At 72.3% G+C, this 22,066-nt stretch carries 17 protein-coding genes and 1 tRNA gene; 14 read left to right on the top strand and 4 right to left on the bottom strand.

Annotated elements, in window-relative coordinates; translation table 11 throughout:
• Positions 1 to 110: 110 nt before the first annotated feature.
• The gene (locus EDM22_RS09030) at positions 111 to 1,970 is read left to right on the top strand and encodes a bifunctional metallophosphatase/5'-nucleotidase (protein WP_122936733.1); all 1,860 of its coding nucleotides are present in this window, start codon (positions 111 to 113) and stop codon (positions 1,968 to 1,970) included.
• A gap of 109 nt (positions 1,971 to 2,079) precedes the next feature.
• Here the strand turns inward: EDM22_RS09030 and EDM22_RS09025 are convergent, their stop codons facing one another.
• Positions 2,080 to 6,177, bottom strand: a complete 4,098-nt coding sequence (locus tag EDM22_RS09025) for an nSTAND1 domain-containing NTPase (RefSeq protein ID WP_122936732.1) — start codon at positions 6,175 to 6,177, stop codon at positions 2,080 to 2,082.
• Between the two features lie 113 nt (positions 6,178 to 6,290).
• Between EDM22_RS09025 and EDM22_RS09020 the strand changes: the two genes are divergently transcribed.
• From EDM22_RS09020 to serA, 4 genes are all read left to right on the top strand, one after another.
• The gene (locus tag EDM22_RS09020; RefSeq protein ID WP_122936731.1) at positions 6,291 to 6,611 is read left to right on the top strand and encodes a hypothetical protein; all 321 of its coding nucleotides are present in this window, start codon (positions 6,291 to 6,293) and stop codon (positions 6,609 to 6,611) included.
• 50 nt (positions 6,612 to 6,661) lie between these two features.
• Positions 6,662 to 7,213 (top strand): DNA polymerase III subunit gamma/tau, encoded by a 552-nt coding sequence (locus EDM22_RS09015; protein ID WP_122936730.1) that lies wholly within the window; start codon positions 6,662 to 6,664, stop codon positions 7,211 to 7,213.
• Positions 7,210 to 7,620, top strand: coding sequence for a hypothetical protein (locus EDM22_RS09010; protein ID WP_122936729.1), 411 nt, complete (start codon positions 7,210 to 7,212; stop codon positions 7,618 to 7,620). The genes EDM22_RS09015 and EDM22_RS09010 overlap by 4 nt, the downstream gene beginning before the upstream one ends.
• Before the next feature lie 146 nt (positions 7,621 to 7,766).
• On the top strand, positions 7,767 to 9,356 hold the full coding sequence (gene serA, locus EDM22_RS09005) for a phosphoglycerate dehydrogenase (protein WP_122936768.1): 1,590 nt from the start codon (positions 7,767 to 7,769) through the stop codon (positions 9,354 to 9,356).
• 68 nt (positions 9,357 to 9,424) lie between these two features.
• Here the strand turns inward: serA and EDM22_RS20165 are convergent, their stop codons facing one another.
• Complete coding sequence (locus tag EDM22_RS20165) at positions 9,425 to 10,012, bottom strand: TetR/AcrR family transcriptional regulator (RefSeq protein WP_122936728.1); 588 nt, start codon at positions 10,010 to 10,012, stop codon at positions 9,425 to 9,427.
• A 78-nt stretch (positions 10,013 to 10,090) separates the two neighbouring features.
• On the opposite strand from EDM22_RS20165, the gene EDM22_RS08995 reads away from it, so the two are divergent.
• Positions 10,091 to 11,662, top strand: a complete 1,572-nt coding sequence (locus EDM22_RS08995) for an MFS transporter (protein WP_122936727.1) — start codon at positions 10,091 to 10,093, stop codon at positions 11,660 to 11,662.
• A gap of 27 nt (positions 11,663 to 11,689) precedes the next feature.
• Here EDM22_RS08995 and EDM22_RS08990 read toward each other — a convergent pair whose 3' ends face one another.
• Positions 11,690 to 11,950, bottom strand: a complete 261-nt coding sequence (locus tag EDM22_RS08990; protein ID WP_122936726.1) for a DUF6458 family protein — start codon at positions 11,948 to 11,950, stop codon at positions 11,690 to 11,692.
• A gap of 135 nt (positions 11,951 to 12,085) precedes the next feature.
• Here EDM22_RS08990 and EDM22_RS08985 point away from each other — a divergent pair, with 135 nt between their 5' ends.
• The 4 genes from EDM22_RS08985 to EDM22_RS08970 are packed head-to-tail and all read left to right on the top strand — an operon-like array spanning position 12,086 to position 15,493.
• Positions 12,086 to 13,144: a 3-isopropylmalate dehydrogenase gene (locus tag EDM22_RS08985; RefSeq protein WP_122936725.1), complete on the top strand. Its 1,059-nt coding sequence runs from the start codon at positions 12,086 to 12,088 to the stop codon at positions 13,142 to 13,144.
• 25 nt (positions 13,145 to 13,169) lie between these two features.
• Complete coding sequence (locus EDM22_RS08980) at positions 13,170 to 14,288, top strand: branched-chain amino acid aminotransferase (protein ID WP_122936724.1); 1,119 nt, start codon at positions 13,170 to 13,172, stop codon at positions 14,286 to 14,288.
• Positions 14,285 to 14,713, top strand: a complete 429-nt coding sequence (locus EDM22_RS08975) for a GNAT family acetyltransferase (RefSeq protein ID WP_122936723.1) — start codon at positions 14,285 to 14,287, stop codon at positions 14,711 to 14,713. The genes EDM22_RS08980 and EDM22_RS08975 overlap by 4 nt, the downstream gene beginning before the upstream one ends.
• 9 nt (positions 14,714 to 14,722) lie before the next feature.
• Positions 14,723 to 15,493 carry a fumarylacetoacetate hydrolase family protein gene (locus EDM22_RS08970; protein ID WP_122936722.1) on the top strand — a complete coding sequence of 257 codons (771 nt, stop codon included), beginning with the start codon at positions 14,723 to 14,725 and terminating at the stop codon, positions 15,491 to 15,493.
• A gap of 42 nt (positions 15,494 to 15,535) precedes the next feature.
• On the opposite strand, the gene EDM22_RS08965 is transcribed toward EDM22_RS08970, so the two are convergent.
• Positions 15,536 to 16,600, bottom strand: coding sequence for an aminotransferase class V-fold PLP-dependent enzyme (locus tag EDM22_RS08965; RefSeq protein WP_122936767.1), 1,065 nt, complete (start codon positions 16,598 to 16,600; stop codon positions 15,536 to 15,538).
• An 80-nt stretch (positions 16,601 to 16,680) separates the two neighbouring features.
• On the opposite strand from EDM22_RS08965, the gene EDM22_RS08960 reads away from it, so the two are divergent.
• From EDM22_RS08960 to EDM22_RS08945, 4 genes are all read left to right on the top strand, one after another.
• The gene (locus EDM22_RS08960; protein WP_122936721.1) at positions 16,681 to 17,721 is read left to right on the top strand and encodes a LysR family transcriptional regulator; all 1,041 of its coding nucleotides are present in this window, start codon (positions 16,681 to 16,683) and stop codon (positions 17,719 to 17,721) included.
• Positions 17,714 to 19,225: a glutamate--tRNA ligase gene (gltX, locus tag EDM22_RS08955; protein ID WP_122936720.1), complete on the top strand. Its 1,512-nt coding sequence runs from the start codon at positions 17,714 to 17,716 to the stop codon at positions 19,223 to 19,225. The genes EDM22_RS08960 and gltX overlap by 8 nt, the downstream gene beginning before the upstream one ends.
• A 114-nt stretch (positions 19,226 to 19,339) precedes the next feature.
• Positions 19,340 to 19,411, top strand: a tRNA-Gln gene (locus tag EDM22_RS08950).
• A gap of 236 nt (positions 19,412 to 19,647) precedes the next feature.
• Positions 19,648 to 22,032, top strand: coding sequence for a transglycosylase domain-containing protein (locus EDM22_RS08945; protein ID WP_122936719.1), 2,385 nt, complete (start codon positions 19,648 to 19,650; stop codon positions 22,030 to 22,032).
• Positions 22,033 to 22,066 lie beyond the last annotated feature (34 nt).

Genomic DNA, 22,066 nt, shown 5'->3' with positions numbered 1-22,066 from the left:
CGGCGTTCACCCGTCGTCCACCGCCCGTTCTCCCCGTGCGCGAATGAGCACGAACCGATCATGCTCAACCCCTTGTCAGGGGGTGCCCGCGTGTGGTCGCATCGTGTCCCATGACCCTGCACACGCACCGTGACCCCGAACCCACTCCACGCTGGTGCTCCTGCGCCGTCCCCGACGACGAACTGGAGCCCACGACCCCCGGCGTCAGCCGACGCAACGTACTGGTCGGCCTGTCGGCCGCCGGCGTGCTCGCGGCGGCCGGATGGCCCGGCTCCGCCCAGGCCGCGCCCGGCGACGACTCCGTGACCATCACGATCATGGGCACCTCCGACCTGCACAGCAACGCCGTGAACTGGGACTACTACAAGGACGCCACCTTCAGCGACAGCGCCGGCAACGCCGTCGGCCTCGCGCGGGTGTCGAGCGTCGTGAACCAGATCCGGGCCGATCGCGGGCGGGAGCACACGCTGCTGTTCGACGCCGGCGACACCATCCAGGGCTCGCCGCTCGGGTTCTACTACGCGCTCGTCGACCCCGTCACCCAATCCGGCGCGATCCATCCGATGGCCGCGCAGATGAACGCGATCGGCTACGACGCCGTCGCGCTCGGCAACCACGAGTTCAACTACGGCCTGGACTTCCTCGACTACTGGATCTCGCAGATGGACGCCGACGTGCTCGCCGCGAACGCCGTGCACGCCGGCACGAAGGTGCCCGCCTTCACGCCGTACACGATCAAGCGGATGAAGGTGAAGGGGCGTCCGCCGATCCGTGTCGGCGTGCTCGGCCTCACCAACCCCGGTGTCGTGATCTGGGACAAGGCGAACGTGAGCGGCAAGCTCGAAGTGCAGGGCCTCGTGGAGGCGGCGGCCCGGTGGGTGCCGGTCATCCGTGCCGCGGGAGCCGATGTCGTGGTCGTGAGCGCGCATGCGGGCGACAGCGGCACCTCCTCGTACGTCGGCGACCTTCCCATCGAGAACGCCGCCGCGCTGGTCGCCGAGCAGGTGCCCGGCATCGACGCGATCCTGTTCGGGCACGCCCACAAGGACGTGCCGCAGCGCCTGGTCACGAACGCCCAGACCGGTCGGCAGGTGGTGCTCAGCGAGCCGAAGAACTGGGGTCAGCGGGTGAGCGTGTTCGACCTCACGCTCGAGTTCGCCCGCGGCAAGTGGAGCGTCACCACGGGCTCGGCGCTGACCGTGAACACGAACACCGTGGTCGACGACCCCGCGCTCGTCGCCGTCGTCAAGGCCCAGCACGAGGCGGTCGTCGCCTACGTCAACACGCCGGTGGCGGTCTCGACCGAGGCCATGTCGGCGGCCGAGGCGTGCTGGAAGGACACGGCGATCCTCGACTACGTGAACGCCGTGCAGACGGCGACCGTCGCCGCGGCGGTGGCGGGCACGCCCGAGGCGGCGCTGCCCGTCGTCTCGATTGCCGCGCCGTTCAACCGCGCGGCCACGTTCCCGGCCGGCCAGGTCACGATCAAGGACGTCGCGGGACTCTACATCTACGACAACACGCTGCTCGCCTCGATCCTCACGGGAGCCCAGATCAAGGACTACCTCGAGTACTCGGCGAAGTACTTCGTGCAGGTGGATCCCGCGGCACCGGTGGCGCCGGCGACGTGGACCAACGCCGGCAACACGCCCGACTACAACTACGACCAGTTCTCGGGCGTCGAGTACGGCGTCGACATCTCCCAGCCGGTCGGCTCGCGCATCGTGGGCCTCGCCTACAACGGTGCGCCCGTCGCATCCGACCAGCAGTTCCTCGTCGCGGTCAACAACTACCGCCAGTCCGGCGGCGGCGGGTTCCCGCACATCGCGGGCGCCCCGGTGGTCTACAACGCCCAGGTGGCCATCCGGGAGGCGATCGTGTCGTACGCCTCGGCGGCGGGCACGATCGATCCGGCCGACTTCCACGTCGAGAACTGGCGGCTCGTGCGGAACGGCACGCCCGTGTTCTGACCTCCGGTCGCACCCGCACCACGCACCACCACCAGCGCGGCGGGGTCGGCTTCGGCCGGCCCCGCCGCCGGCATGCCGAGGGCCCCGGCGACGAGCAGGCGTCCCCGCCTCACCCGTCAGTGGACCCGAACCCGCACGTCGAGCGGTAGGACGCGATCGCACCGAGGTAGGTGTCCCATTCCGCTCGCGTGAGGTCGCGCCCCGCGATCCGGCAGGCAGCCTCGGCCTGCACATCGGGATCGAGGTCCCAGAGCTGCAGTCCGTCCGTGAGTGCCACCGCGAGCTCACCGCCGTCAGGCCTCAGCGAGGCCGCGAATCCGTCGCCGCCGGCCGAGGGGATCGCGTCGCCCAACTGCACGCCGCCGTCGAGATCGAAGAGGGTCGCCGATCCGTCGGTCCCCGTCGCCAGCACCGTGCTGCCGTCGGTGCTCGCCTGCAGCGAGGTGATGCCGGCAGCGGCGCTCGGCAGCGACCCGGTCACGGAGAGGCCGGCCGGGTCGTAGGTCAGGAGGCGCGTCCCGTAGGCGCCGACGAGGGTGTCGCCCGCCGCCGTCGTGATCGATGGTCCGACGAGTTCCGGCGAGACGGCCTCGCCGTCTGCGGCGTCGAGCACCCGGCTCGTCGAGACACCGCCCAGCAGCGTCGTCACGAGGAGGCGCGAGCCGTCCGCGAGCAGACTCACCGAGGTCGGCCGGGCGCCGAGGTCGAACGGTCCGGCGAGCCGTTCGCCCGTGGCCGGGTCGATCACGCGCAGGTCGTTGCCGCCCGCGGCGACCACGGTGCGTCGACCCGCCGGACCGGTCCACGCGGAATCGGTGAGCGACGGTACGCCGTCGCTCGGCTGGAGCTCGCCGGTCGTGGCATCCAGCAGAACGGGGCCGCCGCCCGGCGTGATCCCCGCGAGGAGCAGGTCGTCGCCGGCCCAGAGAGCGCGTGAGGTGGTCTCGGGGAGCACCAGCCTGCTCTCGTCGGCGCTCGTGTCCCAGACGTGCAGCCGCGAGGAACCGTCGGAGACGAGCACCGCGGACCCCGCGGGGTCGTAGCCCACGGCACCATGTGCCCCGGAGGCGATCACGCGGGTGACCGCGCCGCCGCCGTCGAGGCCCCACCTGGAGAACACCGGTTCCGCGACCCCGACGGCGACGAGCTCGCCGCCGTCCGCGCGTGGGAACACCCCGGCCGCGCGTTGCGGGAACCGCGCCGTCGAGGCTCCGGTCGTGAGGTCGTGTTGCACGATCTCGCCCGCCTCGGTCGTGCACCAGACGGCCTCGTGCACCGGGGAGACCGTGAGCGACGTGCACGCAGCGGCCGCCGAGTCGGCGTCGCGCTTCCACATCGGCCCGCCGGACGCGATGTCGATCAGGGTGATGCCTGCATCGCCGGCTGCGACGACGGTCGATCCGGCGGTCGCGATGGTTCCCCCGGCGAACCCCGGCGGCACGGCGAATCGACGGACGACGGTGCGCTCCGCCGGGTCGAGGATCGTGACGGCGTCGGTGGAGCCGATCACGAGTCCTCCGTCGTCGAGGAAGGCGACCGCGATCCGACCCGCTGGCTCGACGTCCTCGACCGACGCGCTCCACATGGTGTCGAGGTCGACGATGCGGATGCGGCCGTCGAGTCCCACGGCGGCGGCGCGCGAGCCGGCGGCATCCACGGCCAGGCCGGCGGCGCCGATGCTCAGGGTCTCCGGGGGTGCGATCGCCTCGCCGGAGCCGAGGTCCACCGCGACGAGCTCGGACGCGGCCGTGAAGTCGAACACGTCGGATCCGATGGCGACGGGGCGCACGATGACCGCCGTGGCGCCTCCGCTGCTCACTGCGACCAGCGGGGGGCGGGCGAACGCAGCCGGGCTCGGCGGCACCTCGAGATCGCGGACGAGTCGCGCGGTCGCGACGTCGTACACCCCGGCGGTGCCGTCCTCGCGCAGCACGACGGCCTCGTCGCCACCGGGCAGCGGTGCTGCGACGATGCGCTCGGTCCCGCCGACGGTCGACGTGCCGACCAGCGCGGGTGCGGCGGTGAACGTGCCCATCAGGGACGCGCGCGTGCGCGGATCCTCGGGCCAACGGGCGTGCGCCTCGACGGCGAGGAGCGCCGCCACCGCCCGCTGCGACGACCGCAGGGAGAGCGACGTGCCGACGAGCGCGCCGATGTCCGCCGACCGACGTTCCCGCGCGGCGTCCTCGGCGCCGCGCACGGCGAAGGCGGTCGCGGTGACGGATGCCACGAGCAGCACGACCGCGCTCGCGAGCGCGCCGCGCAGCACGCGGTTCTGCCGTCGTTCCCGTCGGGCCCGCGCGGTCGCTCGTCGCTCGTCGGCGAACTCCCGCTCGGCCGACGCGTCGAGGAAGTCGGACTCCGTCCGCGTGAGGTCCGGGGAGGAGGTCCCACGCCATTCGAGGGCGGTGCGGAGCCGGGCCCCGCGGTAGAGCTCGTCGGCCGGGCGGCCGGCTTGGTCCCACGACTCGGCGGCCGCGGCCAGCTGCGCCAGAACGCGTGCACCCTCGGCGTCCTGCTCGAGCCACGCGTGCAGCCGCGGCCATGCCGTCGCGAGCGACTCGTGCGCGACCGTGATCGTGTCGTCCACCACGCTCACGAGCCGCGCGTCCACGAGTCGGGCGATGATCGCGGAGCGGTGCGCGTCCTGCCGGAGCGGGCCGACCGCGACCCGGTGCTGCACGGTGCGTCCGTCGGGCGTCAGCGACACGAGCCGCCGGAGCAACGCCTGGCACTGCGCCCGCTCCTCCGTCGTGAGCCCGAGGTACAGTTCCTCGGCCGACCGGGCGATCGCGCCGCCGATGCCGCCGACCGATTCGTACGCCTCGACCGTGAGCACCGAGCCCTCGCGCTGCCGCCAGGTCTCGGCGAGGGCGTGGGAGAGGTGCGGCAGCACGCCCGGCTGCCCGGCGGCGTCGCGGAGGACGAGCTCGGTCAGGCCGTGCTCCACGCGGAGGCCCGCGAACCTCGCCGGCTCCTCGATCGCGAGGCGCAGCGCGTCCGCCGAGGGGGGAGCGAGCACGACGAGGCCCCTCGTGACGAACGGTCCGAGCCGAGGATCGGCGATGCACCGGTCGAGCGCGTCGGAGCGCAGGTCGAGGATGACGTCGTGACCGGCCTCGACGATCTGCGCGACGGCGTCGCAGTACGCGGCCGAGTCGGCCCCGGTCCAACCGGGGTGGAAGGCGTCCTCGAACTGGTCGATGATCACGACGTCGCCGATGCGAAGCCGGTCCTGCGGTGTGAGGATCACCGGCGCGCGGCCCCGGTCGCGCAGCCGCGGCGCCACGCCGGCGAGCACGAGCGAGGACTTGCCGCTGCCCGACGGGCCGACCACGGCGACGAGGTGCACCTGTTCGAGGCGCTGCAGCACCGCGGCGATCTCGGGTTCGCGTCCGAAGAAGTCGCCGGCGTCCTCGATGCGGAAGGGACGCAGTCCCTTGTACGGATTCCCGGCCCGGGTGGCCCGCGGGGCGGACGGGGGGTCCAGTCGCGGGTCCTGGCGCAGGATGTCGGTCTCGAGGGCCGCGATCCCCGCACCCGGGTCGACGCCGAGTCGCGTCTCGAGCTCCTCGCGCAGCCGCCGCAGGGCCGCGAGCGCGTCGGCCTGGCGACCGCTGCGGTAGAGCGCGATGGCGAGGATCGACCAGCGTCGCTCCGAGAGCGGCTCGGCCCGGACCAACCGCTCCGCCTCGGCGATGACGCTGTGGTGCTCGCCGCAGTCGAGGTGCGCCTGCAGCAGCTCCTCCTCGGCGCCGCGTCGCATCTCGTCGAGGCGGGCGGCCTCCACCGACGCGGGCGGCCAGGCCGCGACATCCGAGAACGCCGGACCGCGCCAGAGCTCGAGCGCGCGTTCGTACCCCGCGATCGCGCGCTCCGGATCGCCGTCGCCCTGATGACGCCGCGCCCGCTCCACGAGGTGCTCGAACCGCACCGAGTCGAGCGTCTCGGGGTCGACGCCGAGCGCGTAGCCCTGCGCGGTCGTCACGATGACGCCGGGGCCGAGTCGGCGACGCACACGCGAGACGAGCGCCTGCACCTGCTTCTGCCAGGTGCGTGGGACGTCCTCGCCCCAGCAGGCCTCCGCGAGGTCGCCCGGGCGCACCTCACGACCCGGATCCACCGCCAGTGCGGCGACCACCGCCCGTTCCTGCGGGCTGAGCGCCGCGTCATCCGTCGAGAGCGTTCCGAGCACGTCGATGCCCATGCCTGCAGTGTGCGAGCGGGAGCGACGGGTGTCAATGGCGGCATCCCGACGCTCATACCGCCCTCATACCGGCGGCGGCGTGCCCTCATACCGCCCCTCGCCATCGTGGAGGCATGGAACACACACAGAACACCCGCACCGCCCTCGCAGGCCTCGTGCTCATCGCCGCGGCCGGCCTCGCGTCCTGCGCGACGGCCCCCGCACCCGAGTGGGGCCAGACCCCCGCGGGGCACCGCCAGCTCGTGCGCGCGAGCGCCGACCGCTATGTCGAGGAGCTCCTCGACCGCGTCGACATGCACCTCCGGATCGTCCGGGCGAGTGCCGACCGGTACGTCGACGAGCTCGTCGACCGCGCTCGCACCGCCTTCTGCGAGCCCTCGACCCCCGAGCCGGCCCCGGTCCCCGCCGACCCGAGCCTGTGCGCCGCGGGATAGCCGCCGCCCGGTCACGCCGTGCATGCCCCCGCCCTCGATAGGGTGAGGGCATGAGCGGCGATCCCGACGACGAAGCCCTGCGCTGGGAGGGCGACGACGACCCCACCCTCGCACCCGGATGGAAGCGAGTGGGCCGCCCCGTCGACGTGCCCGCCGAGGCTCGCGACGCCGGTGCCGGCACTCGCGCCGACGCCGGCACGACGGATGCGGCAGCCTCCGGGCCCGTCGACACCGGCGAGCCGGCCGCGGGGGCGGTCGACGCCGATGAGCCCGTCGAAGCGGAGGCCGAGACCGAAGCGGATGCCGCGACGCAGCCCGGCTCCGCCGAGCTCGTGCTGCTCGGGGTCTTCGGCGGCGTGTACCTGCTGTACACGATCGGATGGATCCTCACCGCCACCGGGTTCGGCGCGCTCGGCGGCGACGACCCGGTCGCGTCGTTCATGTTCTCGGTCGGGCTGTGGCTCGCGGTGCTGGCTCCGGCCCTCTGGTACGCCGTCGCGTTCGCGGCGACGCGAGGCCGCCCGCGGGTGCGCCTCGTCTGGCTGTTGGCGGGCGCCATCGTGCTGGTCCCGCTGCCGTTCGTGATGGGGGTGACGGCATGACCGAGGCGGTGGAGCCCGAGCAGGCAGGCGAGCGGTCCGACGTGGGGGAGCAGGCCACCGCGGCCGGGCCGGCGGCATCCGCTCGCCCCGCGTTCTTCCCCCTGCGCGTCGCGCTCGCGGTGCTCTTCGGCCTCTTCTACGCGTACGACGTGTGGGAGGCCGTGGGCAACCTCGTGGGCCTGTCGCAGTACGCGGCGGCGCTCGACACCAGCATCACCGCGGTCGGCTGGGTGCTGCTCATCGCCGCGGTCGTGCTGCCGATCGGCCTGTTCGCCGCGGCCTTCGTGCTCGGCCGACGCCGATCCCTGCTCCTGCAGGCGGGCTTCTACCTCGCGGGCCTCGCCGTCTCGGCGCTGCTGTACCTCGACATCGTGCTCCTGCTCGGGCCGGGCGCGCTCTTCGCCTGAACGCGTCGCCGATCTCGCACGGCGTCACAGAAATCGGCCGGGGCGACCGCCTGAAGTAGAGTGGCTGCGTCATCCGCGCCTCCGACGACGCCGGCGCATTCCCGTGCATCTCGCACGGTTTCCCCGAGCCCGTGAAGGACCCGTTCGTGTCAAAGCCGGTCGTGCTGATCGCCGAAGAACTCTCGCCCGCCACCGTCGACGCCCTCGGGCCCGACTTCGAGATCCGCAACGTCGACGGCACCGACCGTGCGGCGCTGCTCGCCGCGCTGTCCGACGCGCACGCGATCCTCGTGCGCTCCGCGACCAGGGTCGACGCCGAGGCGATCGCCGCGGCGAAGCAGCTCAAGGTCATCGCCCGCGCGGGCGTGGGTCTCGACAACGTCGACATCAAGGCCGCGACCACGGCCGGCGTCATGGTCGTGAACGCGCCGACGTCGAACATCATCTCGGCCGCCGAGCTCACGGTCGGCCACATCCTGAGCCTCGCCCGTCACATCCCCGCCGCGCACGCGGCCCTCGCCAAGGGGGAGTGGAAGCGCTCGGCCTACACCGGCACCGAGCTCTACGAGAAGACCGTGGGCATCATCGGCCTCGGCCGCATCGGCGCCCTCATCGCCGCGCGCCTGCAGGCGTTCGGCACGCAGGTCATCGCGTACGACCCCTACATCACCGCCACGCGCGCCCAGCAGCTCGGCGTGCAGACCGTGACCCTCGACGAGCTCCTCGAGCGCGCCGACTTCATCACGATCCACATGCCGAAGACCCCCGAGACGACCGGGATGATCGCCGCCGAGCAGCTCGCGAAGATGAAGCCCACCGCCTACATCGTGAACGTCGCCCGCGGCGGACTCATCGACGAGTCCGACCTGCACGACGCGCTCGTCGCCGGAACGATCGCCGGCGCGGGCCTCGACGTGTTCGTGTCCGAGCCGCCGAAGGAGTCGCCGCTGCTCGCCCTGCCGAACGTCGTCGTCACGCCGCACCTCGGTGCCTCGACCGACGAGGCGCAGGAGAAGGCGGGCATCTCGGTCGCGAAGTCGGTGCGCCTCGCGCTCGCCGGCGAGCTCGTGCCCGACGCGGTCAACGTCGCCGGCGGCGTCATCGACCCCTACGTGCGTCCCGGCATCCCGCTCGTCGAGAAGCTGGGCCAGCTGTTCGCGGGCCTCGCGCACGGCCCGCTCACGAGCCTCGACGTCGAGGTGCACGGCGAGCTCGTCGACTACGACGTCAGCGTGCTCAAGCTCGCCGCGCTCAAGGGCGTCTTCACGAACGTCGTGAGCGAGACCGTCTCGTACGTCAACGCGCCGCTCCTCGCCGAGCAGCGCGGCATCGCGGTGCGCCTCATCACCGACGCCGAGAGCCCCGAGTACCGCAACGTCATCACGCTGCGCGGCGCGCTCGCCGACGGCACGCAGCTGTCGGTGTCGGGCACCCTCACGGGCACGAAGCAGATCGAGAAGCTCGTGGGCGTCAACGGCTACGACGTGGAGGTGCCGATCGCCGACCACCACATCGTCATGCTCTACACCGACCGCCCGGGCATCGTCGCCGTGTACGGCAGCGAGTTCGGCGAGGCCGGCATCAACATCGCGGGCATGCAGATCGCCCGCCGCGAGGCCGGTGGCCAGGCGCTCAGCGTGCTCACCGTCGACTCGCCGGTCCCCGCCGACGTCATCGAGCGGGTGCGGCAGGCGATCGACGCCGACGTCATGGTCGAGGTCGACATCACCGAATAGTCGCTGCGGCCAACGGATGCCACGAGGCGGGCGGCTCACGGAGTCGCCCGCCTCGTGGCGTCAGGGCGTCACTCGGCGGCGGCCGGCTGTTCGCCGATCGCGGGCGGCGCCGCCACGAGCCGCTCGAGCAGCGCGACGAGGGCGTCCATCTCGGCGGGGCGCGGCGCGTCGACGCCGAGCTCGGGGTCATGGCCGTGCAGCGACGAGTCGTAGTAGAGCCCGTCGCCGATGAGCGTGATGGCGAGGGCGACGGTCGGGTCGGCGACGTGCCGGCGCACGGAGTCGAGCCAGCGCTGGCGCACCGCCCGGATCGTGCGGACCGCGGCGGTGCTGCCGGCCTGGGCGAGGCGGGTGGCGGCGACGCCGGCCCGGTCGAGCGGGTGGCCGACGGCCACGGAGCTGCGCACGTAGTAGGCGACCGCGCCCTCGGGCGCGTTCTCGAGCTGCTCCACGTCGGCCTCGACGAGCGAGAGGAACCGGGCGAGCACGGCGTCGACGAGCGCTTCGCGCGAGCCGAAGTGGTAGAGGAGCCCGCCCTTCGAGACGCCGGCCGCACGCGCGGTGGCCTCGAGCGTGGCGGCGCGCTCGCCGCCCTCGATGAGGAGGCGCTCGAACGCGTCGAGCACGGCGTCGCGTGCGGCGGGTGGGCGGCTCATGAGGTCGATCGTAGCGAGGATGGCTCGGCGCTTCTCTGATACTATACCGACCAGACGGTACAGTTATAGGACACGATCATGATCGAGACGCAGCACCCCACCCACGACCGCACGACCATCGAACCGGCACCGGTCCCCATCGCCCCCCGCCGCGCGCCGCGCCGCGCCTGGTTCGCACTCGCGGTGCTCATGCTGCCGGTGCTCCTCGTGTCGATCGACAACACCGTGCTGAGCTTCGCCCTTCCCGCCATCTCGCGCGATCTCGCGCCCACGGCGGCCCAGCAGCTCTGGATCATCGACGCCTACCCGCTCGTGCTCGCCGCACTGCTCGTCGCCATGGGCAGTGCCGGCGACCGCTGGGGCCGGCGCCGCATGCTGCTCATCGGCTCGATCGGCTTCGCGCTGCTCTCGGTCGTCGCCGCGTTCGCGCCGACCGCCGAGGCGCTCATCGCCGCGCGCGCCGCGCTCGGCTTCTTCGGGGCGATGCTCATGCCGTCGACCCTGTCGCTCCTGCGCTCGGTCTTCGCCGACCGCGAGCAGCGGCGCATCGCGATCGCGATCTGGGCCACGGGCTTCGCCGCGGGCGCCGCCCTCGGGCCGCTCGTGGGCGGCATCCTGCTCGAGCAGTTCGGGTGGGGCTCGGTGTTCCTGCTCGCCGTGCCCGTGCTCGTGCCGCTCGTCGTGCTCGTGCCGATCCTCATCCCCGAGAGCCGCGACCCCGCCCCGGGCCGCATCGACCCGCTGAGCATCGTGCTCTCGCTCGCGGCGATGGGCGCCGTCGTCTACGGCATCAAGTCGCTCGCGACCGACGGGGTCGACGGCTTCGGCGTGCAGGCCGTCGTGATCGGCGTGTTCGCGGGCGTGTGGTTCGTGCGGCGGCAGTTGCGCAGCGCGTCGCCGATGCTCGACGTGCGGCTCCTGCGCCAGGGGTCCTTCGGCGGCAGCGTCGTGGTCAACCTCCTGAGCGTCATCGCGCTCGTGGGATTCCTCTACTTCGTCTCGCAGCACCTGCAGCTCATCCTCGGGCTCTCGCCCGTCGACGCCGGCCTCGCCCTGCTGCCGGGGCTCGTCGTGATGATCGTCGCGGGCGTCGCCGTCGTCCCGGTGGCCCGGCGGGTGCATCCGCGCGTGCTGGTTCCCGTGGCGCTCCTGCTCTCGGCCGCGGGCTACCTCGTGATCGCGTTGACGTCGGCGTCGCAGGCGCTCGCGCCCGTCGTCCTCGCCTTCGTGCTCCTCGGCCTGGGCATCGGCGCAGCCGAGACGGTCTCGAACGAGCTCATCCTCTCGAGCGCGCCGCCCGCGAAGGCCGGTGCGGCCTCCGCCGTCTCCGAGACCGCCTACGAGCTCGGCGCGGTGCTCGGCACGGCGGTGCTCGGCAGCATCCTGGCCGCCTGGTACCGCGATGCGATCGAGGTGCCCGCGTCGCTCACCGAGGCGCAGGCGGATGCCGCGACCGAGACCCTCGCGGGCGCGGTCACGGTGGCCGAGAAGCTGCCGGCCGCAGTGGGCGACCAGCTCGTCGCGGCGGCGGCCCACGCCTTCGACGGCGGCGTCATGCTCACGTCGCTCATCGGCGTGGGACTCATGGTGGCGGCGGCGATCGTCGCGGCCGCGACCCTCGACGATCCGCGCGGCGCCGCCCGTCGGTGACCGGGGGCGGCGCCGCGCGTCGGGCGATCAGACGACGTCGTCGCCCGACGTGGTGCTCTCGTTCCGCGTCACGCGGCTGCCCGTCGCGGGGTCGATCGTCGTCTGCGTCGTCGACACCGCGCTGCGGCGGCGGGCGATGAGGACGATGCCCAGGATGATGACGACGAGGCCTGCGAGCATCAGGATGTAGCCCACGATGTCGAGGTTGATCCAGTCGAGGCTGACGTCGAGCGCGAACGTGAGGATCGCGCCGACGGCGAACAGGAAGATTCCGAGACCGAGACTCATTGGGGGCCTTCTTTCTCTCGGGCGGCCGAGGGCCGCGCGTCGGCGAGACGGCTGCCTCGCCATGAGGCCGAGCCTAGTGATGACGCCCGCGCCGCGGACAGTACGCTGGGAGGGCTGGCGCACGAAGGAGAGTTCATGGTAGGCACGGTCAGGCTCGCGGTCATCCCGGGCGACGGAATCGGCCCCGAGGTCGTCGACGAGGCGCTGAAGGTGCTCGACGCGGCCACGGCGGGCAGCGACGTCCGCTTCGAGCCGACGCGATTCTCCCTCGGCGCCGCGCGATTCCTCGAGACCGGCGACGTGCTCACCGACGACGATCTCGAGTCGATCAAGCGGCACGACGCGATCCTGCTCGGCGCGGTCGGCGGCGTGCCGGGCGACCCGCGCCTGGCGGGCGCGAACATCGAGCGCGGCCTGCTCCTCAGGCTCCGCTTCGACCTCGACCACTACGTGAACCTGCGCCCGTCGGTGCTCTATCCCGGGGTGGCGAGCCCGCTCTCGAACCCGGGCGAGGTCGACTTCGTCGTCGTCCGCGAGGGCACCGAGGGCCCGTACGTGGGCAACGGCGGTGCGATCCGCGTCGGCACGCCCGCCGAGGTGGCCAACGAGGTCTCGGTCAACACCGCCTTCGGAGTGGAGCGCGTCGTGCGCTATGCGTTCGCGCTGGCGAACGCCCGCCGTCGCAGGAGGCTGACGCTCGTGCACAAGACCAACGTGCTCGTGTTCGCCGGCTCGCTCTGGAAGCGGCAGGTCGACGCGGTCGCGGCCGAGTACCCCGACGTCGAGGTCGACTACCTGCACGTCGACGCCGCGACCATCTTCCTCGTCACGGATCCTGCTAGATTCGACGTCATCGTCACGGACAACCTCTTCGGCGACATCCTCACCGATCTGGCCGGCGCGATCAGCGGCGGCATCGGACTCGCGGCCTCGGGCAACATCAACCCCGACGGCCGGTTCCCGAGCATGTTCGAGCCGGTGCACGGTTCCGCGCCCGACATCGCCGGGAAGGGCATCGCCGACCCGACGGCCGCGATCCTCTCGATCGCGCTGCTGCTCGACCACCTCGGCCACGCGGATGCCGCGACCGCCGTCCGCACGGCGGTCACCGCCGACATCGCCGCACGCGGCGAGGTCCGCCGCTCCACCGCCGAGGTCGGCGACGCGATCGCCGCCCGCATCGCCGCACACTGACCACTCCGTTCCGAAGGAGGACACGATGACCACCACGAACCTCACCCTGCAGGCCCCGTCGCCGGCCGGCCTCACCTGGGCGATCACCCGAAACGAGAACGCGAAGAGCGACGCCGAGCGCGACGCGATCCTCGCCGACCCCGGCTTCGGCAACCACTTCACCGACCACATGGTCGACATCTGCTGGTCGGAGAAGGGCGGGTGGCACCGTCCGCGTGTCTCGCCCTACGGTCCGATCCAGCTCGAGCCGTCGGCCGCGGTGCTGCACTACGCCCAGGAGATCTTCGAGGGGCTCAAGGCCTACCGTCACGCCGACGGCTCCGTCTGGACCTTCCGCCCCTACGAGAACGCCGCGCGCATGCAGCGCTCGGCTGCGCGCCTCGCCCTGCCCGAGCTGCCGAGCGAGTACTTCATCGACTCCATCCGGCAGCTCGTCGCGGTCGACGGCGCGTGGGTGCCCTCGGCGCCCGAGACGAGCCTGTACCTGCGACCGTTCATGTTCGCCAAGGAGGCGTTCCTCGGGGTGCGCCCCGCGAAGAAGGTCGCCTACTACCTCATCGCGAGCCCGGCCGGCGCCTACTTCCACGGCGGCGTGCAGCCCGTGTCGATCTGGCTCTCCACGAAGTACGCGCGCGCCGGCAAGGGCGGCACGGGTGCGGCGAAGACCGGCGGCAACTACGCGTCGAGCCTGCTGCCGCAGGCCGAGGCGGCCCAGCACGGATGCCAGCAGGTGCTGTTCCTCGACGAGGGGAAGTACCTCGAGGAGCTCGGCGGCATGAACCTCGTGCTCGTCTACCGCGACGGCACCCTCGTGACGCCCGAGTCGGACTCGATCCTCGAGGGGATCACGCGCGACTCGGTCCTGCAGCTCGCGAAGGACCGCGGCCACACCGTCGAGAGCCGCAAGGTGACGATCGACGAGTGGCGCGAGGGTGCGGCATCCGGCGAGATCGTCGGCGCGTTCGCGTGCGGCACCGCCGCGGTGATCACGCCCATCGGCCGCCTGCTCGCCGAGGACTTCGAGATCGTGCACGGGGGCCCCGAGGCATCCGAGCTCGCCCTGTCGCTGCGCGAGGAGCTCACGGGCATCCAGTACGGCCGCGTCGAGGACCGGCACGGCTGGTTGCTGCGTCTCGACGCGTGACGCGCATCCGCCCGTTCCACGGGGACGACACCGAGGCCGTCGTCGCGCTCTGGCGTGACGCCGGCCTCGTCGTGCCCTGGAACGATCCGTACCGAGACATCGAGCGCAAGCTCACCGTGCAGCCCGAGCTCTTCCTCGTCGCCGAGCACGAGGCATCCGTCGTCGGCACGGCGATGGTCGGCTACGACGGCCACCGCGGCTGGGTCAACTACCTCGCCGTCGACGAGGCGCGGCGCGGCACGGGTCTCGGGCGCGCGCTCATGCACGAGGCCGAGCGCCTGCTCGCCGAGCGCGGCTGCCCGAAGCTCAACCTGCAGGTACGGTCGACCAATGCCGGCGTCATCGAGTGGTACCGCACGCTCGGCTACGAGCCCGACGACGCGGTGAGCCTGGGCAAGCGGCTCATCCCCGACACCGCGCCGTAGGCTGGCTGCATGAAGATCGCGCGCTTCTCGCACGGCGAGACCATCGCCTACGGCATCGTCGACGAAGAGGAGCACGAGCTCGTCGTGCTGAAGTCCGACCCGCTGTTCGCGGGCTACGACCCCACGGGCGAGCGCGTGCCGTTCACCGATGCGAAGCTCCTCGCTCCGGTGATCCCGCGGTCGAAGGTCGTGGCCGTCGGCAAGAACTACCACGAGCACGCCGCCGAGATGGGCGGCGAGGCGCCGGCCGAGCCGCTGCTCTTCCTCAAGCCCAACACCTCGGTCGTCGGGCCCGGCGACGCGATCGTGCTCCCGCCCGAGAGCGAGCGGGTCGAGTTCGAGGGCGAGCTGGCCGTCGTGATCGGGCGCATCGCGCGCCGGGTGAGCGAGGCGGATGCCGCATCCGTCATCTTCGGCTACACGATCGCCAACGACGTGACGGCCCGCGACCTGCAGCGCCGCGACGGCCAGTGGACGCGCGCGAAGGGCTTCGACACCTTCTGCCCGCTCGGACCCGTGATCGACACCGAGCTCGACCTCGAGCACGGCACGATCGACACGAGCGTGAACGGCGAGCGCCTGCAGCACGGCCGGCTCGCCGACATGGTGCACTCGATCCCGGCGATCGTCGCGTACGCGTCGGCGGTCTTCACGCTGCTCCCGGGCGACGTCATCCTCACCGGCACGCCGGCCGGCGTGGGGCCCATCGTGGCGGGCGACACGGTCGAGGTCACGGTCACGGGCCTCGGCACGCTCTCGAACCCGGTGCGCTCGGCCTAGCGCGGGGCGCGGTCGCCGACCCGCCGGTGGCGACCTCGGTTGTCAGCGCCCCAGCGCGCGGGCGGCGAGCTCCACGTCCTCGTCGTCGTTCCACGTGTGGAAGGCGACCCGTGCGCGTCCGGCCCGCCCCGACGCGGTGAGCCCCGCCGCGGTGAGGGCGGCGAGGTCGCTCCCGTCGGCGTCGGGCCAGGTGACGATGGCGCTGTCGGATGCCGCGAGCCCGAGCCGGGCCCGGAACGCGTTCGCGAGCCCGACGTCGTGCCGTCGCACCGCCTCGATGTCGAGCGACGCCGCGAGCGCGAGCGCGGGCTCGGCGCCGACCCACGCCGGCCAGGCGGGGGAGACCTCGAAGCGCCGGGCGCCGCGTGCGAGGTGCAGTTCGGGCCCGTAGCACGACGCCCACGGGTCCTCGCCCGAGTACCAGCCGGCCGTGAGCGGCGTGAGCTCGTCGACGGCGCGGTCGGACGCGGCCAGGAACGCCGCCCCGCGCGGGGCGGAGAGCCACTTGTAGGCGTGGCACACGACGAGGTCGGCCCCGAGGTCGTCGGTGCGGAGCCATCCGGTGGCCTGGGTCGTGTCGACGAGCGTGAGCGCCCCGGCCGTGCGGGCTGCGGCGATGGCGGATGCCGCGTCGGCGACCTCGCCCGTCGCGGACTGCACGAGCGAGAACGCCACGAGCCAGGTCGACGGGCCGATCGCCACGGCGAGCTCGTCGAGCGGCACGTGCCGGACGCGCAGGTCGCCGCGGGCGAGGAACGGGGCCACGACCGAGCTGAAGTCGCCGTCGACGCACACCACCTCCGCGCCGGCGGGGGCGGATGCCGCAGCGAGCGCCGTGAAGACCGAGACCTGGGACCCGAGCGCGACGTGCTCGGCGTCGGTGCCGAGGAGGGCGGCCGCGTGCCCGCGGGCGCGCTCGACGATGCCCGTGTACTCGGCCGCGCTCGCACGGCCGTCGCGCCAGGTTCGGAGGTCGCGCTCGAGCGCGTCGACGGTGGCGAGCGACGGGATGCCGAGGGTGCACGCCGCGAGGTAGCCGCGGGCACCCGGGAAGCGCGGGTCGGGGAGCAGGGTCCCCGTGTGCGGAGGAGTCGCCGTGGTCTGCATGCCTCCAGCGTCCTCGCGACGGAGCGATTCGTCGAGGCCCACTTTCGCATCCATTCCATAAGGGGTGCTTATGATCGAGCATGACCGTCGACGAACCCGCCCTCCAGCACGAGCTCGACGCCGCGAGCCTGGGCGCGATGCGGGCCATCGCCGACCACGGGTCGATCACGGCGGCGGCGGCCGCGCTCGGCTACAGCCAGCCCGCGATGAGCCAACAGCTCCGCCGCGCCGAGGCGCGCGCGGGCATGGCGCTCGTCGAGCGCACCGGCCGCGGCATCCGCCTCACTGCCGCCGGCCGCGTGCTCGCACGGCACGGCGCTGCAGTGGCGACGGCCATCGAGGCGGCAGGTGGCGAGCTCGCGGCGCTCCGAGGACTCCGATCGGGTCGGGTGCGGCTCACGGCGTTCCCGTCGGCGTCGCCCACGATCGTGCCGGAGTTCATGGCGGTGATGGCGTCGCGGCATCCGGGGGTCGTCGTGAGCTTCGTCGAGGCCGAGCCGCCCGAGGCCGTCGCCGCCGTGCGCGAGGACCGCGCCGACCTCGCCCTCACCTTCAGCTACCCCGGCGACCGGGGCGACCCGCACGGAGAGAGCGCGCGCGGCCTCGAGGTGCGCACGCTCGGCAGCGACCGCATGCACGTCGTGCTGCCGCAGGGGCATCCGCTCGCCGCCGGTGGCCGGGTCGAGCTCGCGGGCCTCGCCGAGGAGCGCTGGATCGCCGGATGCCCCCGCTGTCGCGGCCACCTGCTGGAGCTGTGCGACGCCGCGGGCTTCGCCCCGCGCATCGCCGTCGAGACCGACAACTTCGTGGCCGTCGAGGAGATGGTGGCGAGCGGCCTCGGGGTCGCGGTGCTGCCCGGGCTCGCGATCCAGTCGGCCGGCGCGCGGGCGGGCGTCGTCGTGCGGGAGACCGCAGGCGAGGACCGCCGCACCGTGCACCTCGTCGCCGCACGCGGCGCCACGGGCGTGCCCGCCGTCGCCGTGGCCGCCGAGGTGCTCGCCCGCCTCGTCGCGCAGCGCGAGCACGGACGCGACCGCGACCTGATCTCGAGCGATCGCGACGCGGCCGGCGCTCCCACGCGGGCCCCAGCCGCGGGCCCTACGATTGGAACCGATGTCTGACACGATCCCCCCCACCACGACCGCGAGCGGCAGCGACATCCGCGTGCGCTTCTGCCCTTCACCCACCGGCACGCCCCACGTGGGCCTCGTGCGCACCGCCCTCTTCAACTGGGCGTACGCGCGGCACACGGGCGGCACGTTCGTCTTCCGCATCGAGGACACGGATGCCGCGCGCGACACCGAGGAGAGCTACGAGCAGATCGTCGAGGCGCTCACCTGGCTCGGTCTCGAGTGGGACGAGGGCATCGGCGTGGGCGGACCCCACGCCCCGTACCGGCAGTCGCAGCGGTACGACATCTACGCCGACATCATCGCGCGGCTGAAGGAGGCGGGGCACCTCTACGAGAGCTTCTCGACCGCCGAGGAGATCGACGCGCGCAACGAGGCGGCCGGGCGCCCGAAGCAGTTCGGCTACGACAACTTCGACCGCGACCTCACCGACGAGCAGCGTGCCGCCTACCGCGCCGAGGGCCGCGAGCCGGCGCTGCGGCTGCGAGTGCCCGACGTCGACTTCGGCTTCGACGACCTCGTGCGCGGCGAGATCAACTTCCCGGCCGGCAACACGACCGACTTCGTGCTCGTGCGACCCAACGGCGCGCCGCTCTACACGTTCGTGAACCCGGTCGACGACGCGCTCATGGGCATCACGCACGTGCTGCGCGGCGAGGACCTGCTCTCGTCGACCCCGCGCCAGATCGCGCTGTACCACGCGCTCATCGACATCGGCGTGGCGCAGTACATCCCGCGGTTCGGCCACCTGCCCTACGTCATGGGCGAGGGCAACAAGAAGCTCTCGAAGCGCGACCCCGAGTCGAACCTGTTCCACCACCGCGACCGCGGCTTCATCCCCGAGGGCCTCGTGAACTACCTCGCGCTCCTCGGCTGGGGCTTCTCGGCCGACCGCGACGTGTTCTCGCGGGAGGAGCTCGTCGAGGCGTTCGACGTCGCGGACGTCAACCCCAACCCCGCGCGCTTCGACCTCAAGAAGGCCGAGGCGATCAACGGCGACCACATCCGTCGCCTGCCCGTCGAGGACTTCACAGCGCGCACGGTGCCCTACCTGCAGGCCGCCGGCGCGGTGTCGACGCCGATCGAACCGGCGCACGAGGCGGTGCTCGTCGAGGCGGCCCCCCTCGTGCAGGAGCGCATCGGCCTGCTGGGAGAGGCGCCCGGCATGCTCGGCTTCCTGTTCACGGATGCCGCGGGCCTCGAGTACGACGAGGCCGCCGTCGCCGCCCTGCCCGCCGACGCGCCGGCGGTGCTCGCCGCCGCGCGCGAGGCGCTCGACCGGCTGCCCGCCGAGTCGTGGACGCACGCCGAGATCGAGGAGGCGTTGCGCGACGCCCTCGTCGACGGCCTGGGGCTCAAGCCGCGCGTCGCCTTCGGCCCGGTGCGCACGGCGATCTCGGGTCGGCGCGTGTCGCCCCCGCTCTTCGAGTCGATGCAGATCCTCGGCAAGATCGAGTCGCTCGACCGCATCGACCGCCTCGCGTCGATGCGCTGAGCAGCCGTCGCAGGACAGCCTGCGGGCGCACGGCGTCGAGGTCGCCTCAGTTTGGACGGCGTGCGCCCGTAGGCTAGAGTTACATGTCGGCCCGGGACTTCGGTCTGGGGCCATTGGGGTATGGTGTAATTGGCAACACGGCTGATTCTGGTTCAGTTGTTCTTGGTTCGAGTCCAGGTACCCCAGCAGTAGATGAAGTGAGAAGCGGCCCGGTTTTCCGGGCCTTTCCCATGTCCGGGGCAGGCTCGTCTCCTGCCGCGTCCCGTGCCCGCACGCGCTCGTCGGCGATCCGCTCGGGCGCGCCGCCCGCGACGCTGGACATCCGTCCGGCGCTGCGGTTGCATTGAGGTGGACGACACCGAGCGGAGCTCCTCCGGTCGGGTACCGGCGGCATCGGATCGGTCGCAGGCGGGAGGTGATCGATGGCGCAGCCGCGCAACAAGCGAAGCCGCGACTTCGCGGAGACCCGAACCCCGGCCGGCGTCATCGGCGGGTTCGTGGGCCTCATCGCCGCGAGCGCGAGCGCGGCCATGCTCCTCACGGTCGCGGTCACCCCGGCGCTCGCCACCGTGGGACTCGCGACATCCAGCACGGTCTCGATGTTCGAGAACCTCCCGGGATACCTCCAGATCGGCGAGCTCTCGGAGAAGAGCGACATCTACGCCACGCGGACCGACGGCTCGGTCGCGCTGCTCGCGTCGTTCTACGACCAGAACCGCATCGAGGTCGGGTGGGACCAGGTCAACCAGTACGTGAAGGACGCCGCGGTCGCGGGCGAGGATCCGCGCTTCTACGAGCACGGCGGCGTCGACCTGCAGGGCACCGTGCGGGCCGCCGTCACCACTGCCACCGGCCGCGAGACGCAGGGCGGGTCCTCGATCGCGCAGCAGTACGTCAAGAACGTGCGCGTGCAGGAGTGCGAGCGCGACGCCGGCACCACCGCACTCGTGGGGCTGACCGACGACGAGAAGTCCGCGCTCACCGGCGACGAGCGCGCGGCCCTCATCGAGCAGGCCAAGCTCGACTGCTACGACACCGCCACCGAGACCACCATCGACCGCAAGCTGAAGGAGATGCGCCTCGCCATCGGAGTCGAGAAGCGCTACAGCAAGAGCGAGATCCTGCTCGGCTACCTCAACATCGCGGGATTCGGCGGCACGGTCTACGGCATCGAGGCCGCGGCGAACTACTACTACAGCACGACGGCGGCGAACCTCACGCTGGCACAGGCGGCCTCGCTCATGGCGATCGTCAACAACCCGGCGAAGTTCCGGCTCGACCGGCCCGACGACCCCGAGAACGGCACGGCGAACGGCTACGCCGCGAACACCGACCGCCGGAACTACATCCTCAAGAACATGCGCGACGACCGCAAGATCACGCAGGCGGAGTACGACGAGGCGATCGCGACACCCGTGCAGCCGGCCATCACGGAGCCGAGCACCGGGTGCCAGACCGCCGCAGGCAGCGCGTACTTCTGCGACTACGTGAAGAACATCCTGCAGACCGATCCGATCTTCGGCGACGACGAGGAGTCGCGGATGCTCAACTTCCGTCGCGGCGGCTACCAGATCTACACCACCCTCGACCTCGACCTGCAGAACGCCGCCGAGACCGCGATCGCCAACAACGTGCCGCAGACCTATCCCGGCTGGGACGTCGGCGCGGTCATCTCGACCGTCCAGGTGGGCACCGGCCGCGTGCTCGCCATGGCGCAGAACCGCACCTACAGCCAGGACCCCGAGGTGCTCGCCCAAGGACCGCAGTACACGGGCATCAACTACAACACCGACTACTCGCAGGGCGGGTCGAGCGGATTCCAGCCCGGCTCCTCGTACAAGGTGTTCACGCTCGCGGAATGGCTGAACGAGGGCCACGCCCTGTCGGAGCGGGTCGACTCGCGGCCGAAGAGCAACTGGGGCATCTTCCAGGACACGTGCCTCGGGCCGCAGGACGCGGGCAACTGGAACCCCAGGAACGACGCGAACGAATCGGGCGGCAACTACACCGCCCTCGAGTCGACCGTCGGGTCGATCAACACGGGCTACATCGGCATGGCGAAGCGGCTCGACCTCTGCGGCATCCGCAAGACCGCCGAGGCGTTCGGCGTGCATCGCGCCGACGGCGATCCGCTCTTCGAGGGGCCCTCCGCGGTCATCGGGATCAACGAGGTCGCACCCCTCAGCATGGCGGTGGCGTTCGCCGGCATCGCGAACAACGGCGTCACCTGCTCGCCCATCGCGATCGACCGGATCGTGGGGCGCGACGGCCAGGAGATCCCGCCGCCCAAATCGACGTGCACGAAGTCCGTGTCGCCCGAGGTGGCCGCGGCCATGCACACCGCGATGGGGCAGGTGATGACGCGCGGCACGGCGATCGCGTCGAACGAGGCGGTGTCGCCCCATGTGCCGCTCATCGGCAAGACCGGCACCACCGACGGCGCGAAGGACACGTGGATGGTCGGCGCCAGCACGAAGGTGGCGACCGTCGCCGCGGTCGTCAGCGTGAACGGCGAGGCGAACCAGCGCGGCATCGACTTCGCTTCCGGGCAGGCTGCGACAGCGCGACATCGCATGTGGCCGGCGGTCATGTCGGTGGCCGCGGCGAAGTACGGCGGCGACGCGTTCACGGAGGGTCCGCTCGGGCCGGTGGCGCCGCAGTCGGGACCGGGCCCGTGGGGCGGCACGTTCTCTCCTCAGCCCCCCTCGCCGACCGATTCGGGGCAGACCGGCGGCAACGGCACGGGCAACGGGAACGGCGGCAACAACGGGAACGGGAACGGGAACGGTCCCGGCAAGCCCCAGTAGGCATCGGTGCCCGCACTGGTGACACGGCCGCCCG

This window comes from Agromyces tardus (genome assembly GCF_003710805.1).
Classification (GTDB): domain Bacteria; phylum Actinomycetota; class Actinomycetes; order Actinomycetales; family Microbacteriaceae; genus Agromyces; species Agromyces tardus.
Note: the sequence above shows the minus strand (reverse complement) of the source record. Positions and strands in the feature narration are given on the sequence as shown.

Coding starts and splice junctions, on each gene's coding strand:
- EDM22_RS09030 (WP_122936733.1), top strand. CDS start 111: ATGACCCTGCACACGCACCGTGACCCCGAACCCACTCCACGCTGGTGC.
- EDM22_RS09025 (WP_122936732.1), bottom strand. CDS start 6,177: ATGGGCATCGACGTGCTCGGAACGCTCTCGACGGATGACGCGGCGCTC.
- EDM22_RS09020 (WP_122936731.1), top strand. CDS start 6,291: ATGGAACACACACAGAACACCCGCACCGCCCTCGCAGGCCTCGTGCTC.
- EDM22_RS09015 (WP_122936730.1), top strand. CDS start 6,662: ATGAGCGGCGATCCCGACGACGAAGCCCTGCGCTGGGAGGGCGACGAC.
- EDM22_RS09010 (WP_122936729.1), top strand. CDS start 7,210: ATGACCGAGGCGGTGGAGCCCGAGCAGGCAGGCGAGCGGTCCGACGTG.
- EDM22_RS20165 (WP_122936728.1), bottom strand. CDS start 10,012: ATGAGCCGCCCACCCGCCGCACGCGACGCCGTGCTCGACGCGTTCGAG.
- EDM22_RS08995 (WP_122936727.1), top strand. CDS start 10,091: ATGATCGAGACGCAGCACCCCACCCACGACCGCACGACCATCGAACCG.
- EDM22_RS08990 (WP_122936726.1), bottom strand. CDS start 11,950: ATGAGTCTCGGTCTCGGAATCTTCCTGTTCGCCGTCGGCGCGATCCTC.
- EDM22_RS08985 (WP_122936725.1), top strand. CDS start 12,086: ATGGTAGGCACGGTCAGGCTCGCGGTCATCCCGGGCGACGGAATCGGC.
- EDM22_RS08980 (WP_122936724.1), top strand. CDS start 13,170: ATGACCACCACGAACCTCACCCTGCAGGCCCCGTCGCCGGCCGGCCTC.
- EDM22_RS08970 (WP_122936722.1), top strand. CDS start 14,723: ATGAAGATCGCGCGCTTCTCGCACGGCGAGACCATCGCCTACGGCATC.
- EDM22_RS08965 (WP_122936767.1), bottom strand. CDS start 16,600: ATGCAGACCACGGCGACTCCTCCGCACACGGGGACCCTGCTCCCCGAC.
- EDM22_RS08960 (WP_122936721.1), top strand. CDS start 16,681: ATGACCGTCGACGAACCCGCCCTCCAGCACGAGCTCGACGCCGCGAGC.
- gltX (WP_122936720.1), top strand. CDS start 17,714: ATGTCTGACACGATCCCCCCCACCACGACCGCGAGCGGCAGCGACATC.
- EDM22_RS08945 (WP_122936719.1), top strand. CDS start 19,648: ATGGCGCAGCCGCGCAACAAGCGAAGCCGCGACTTCGCGGAGACCCGA.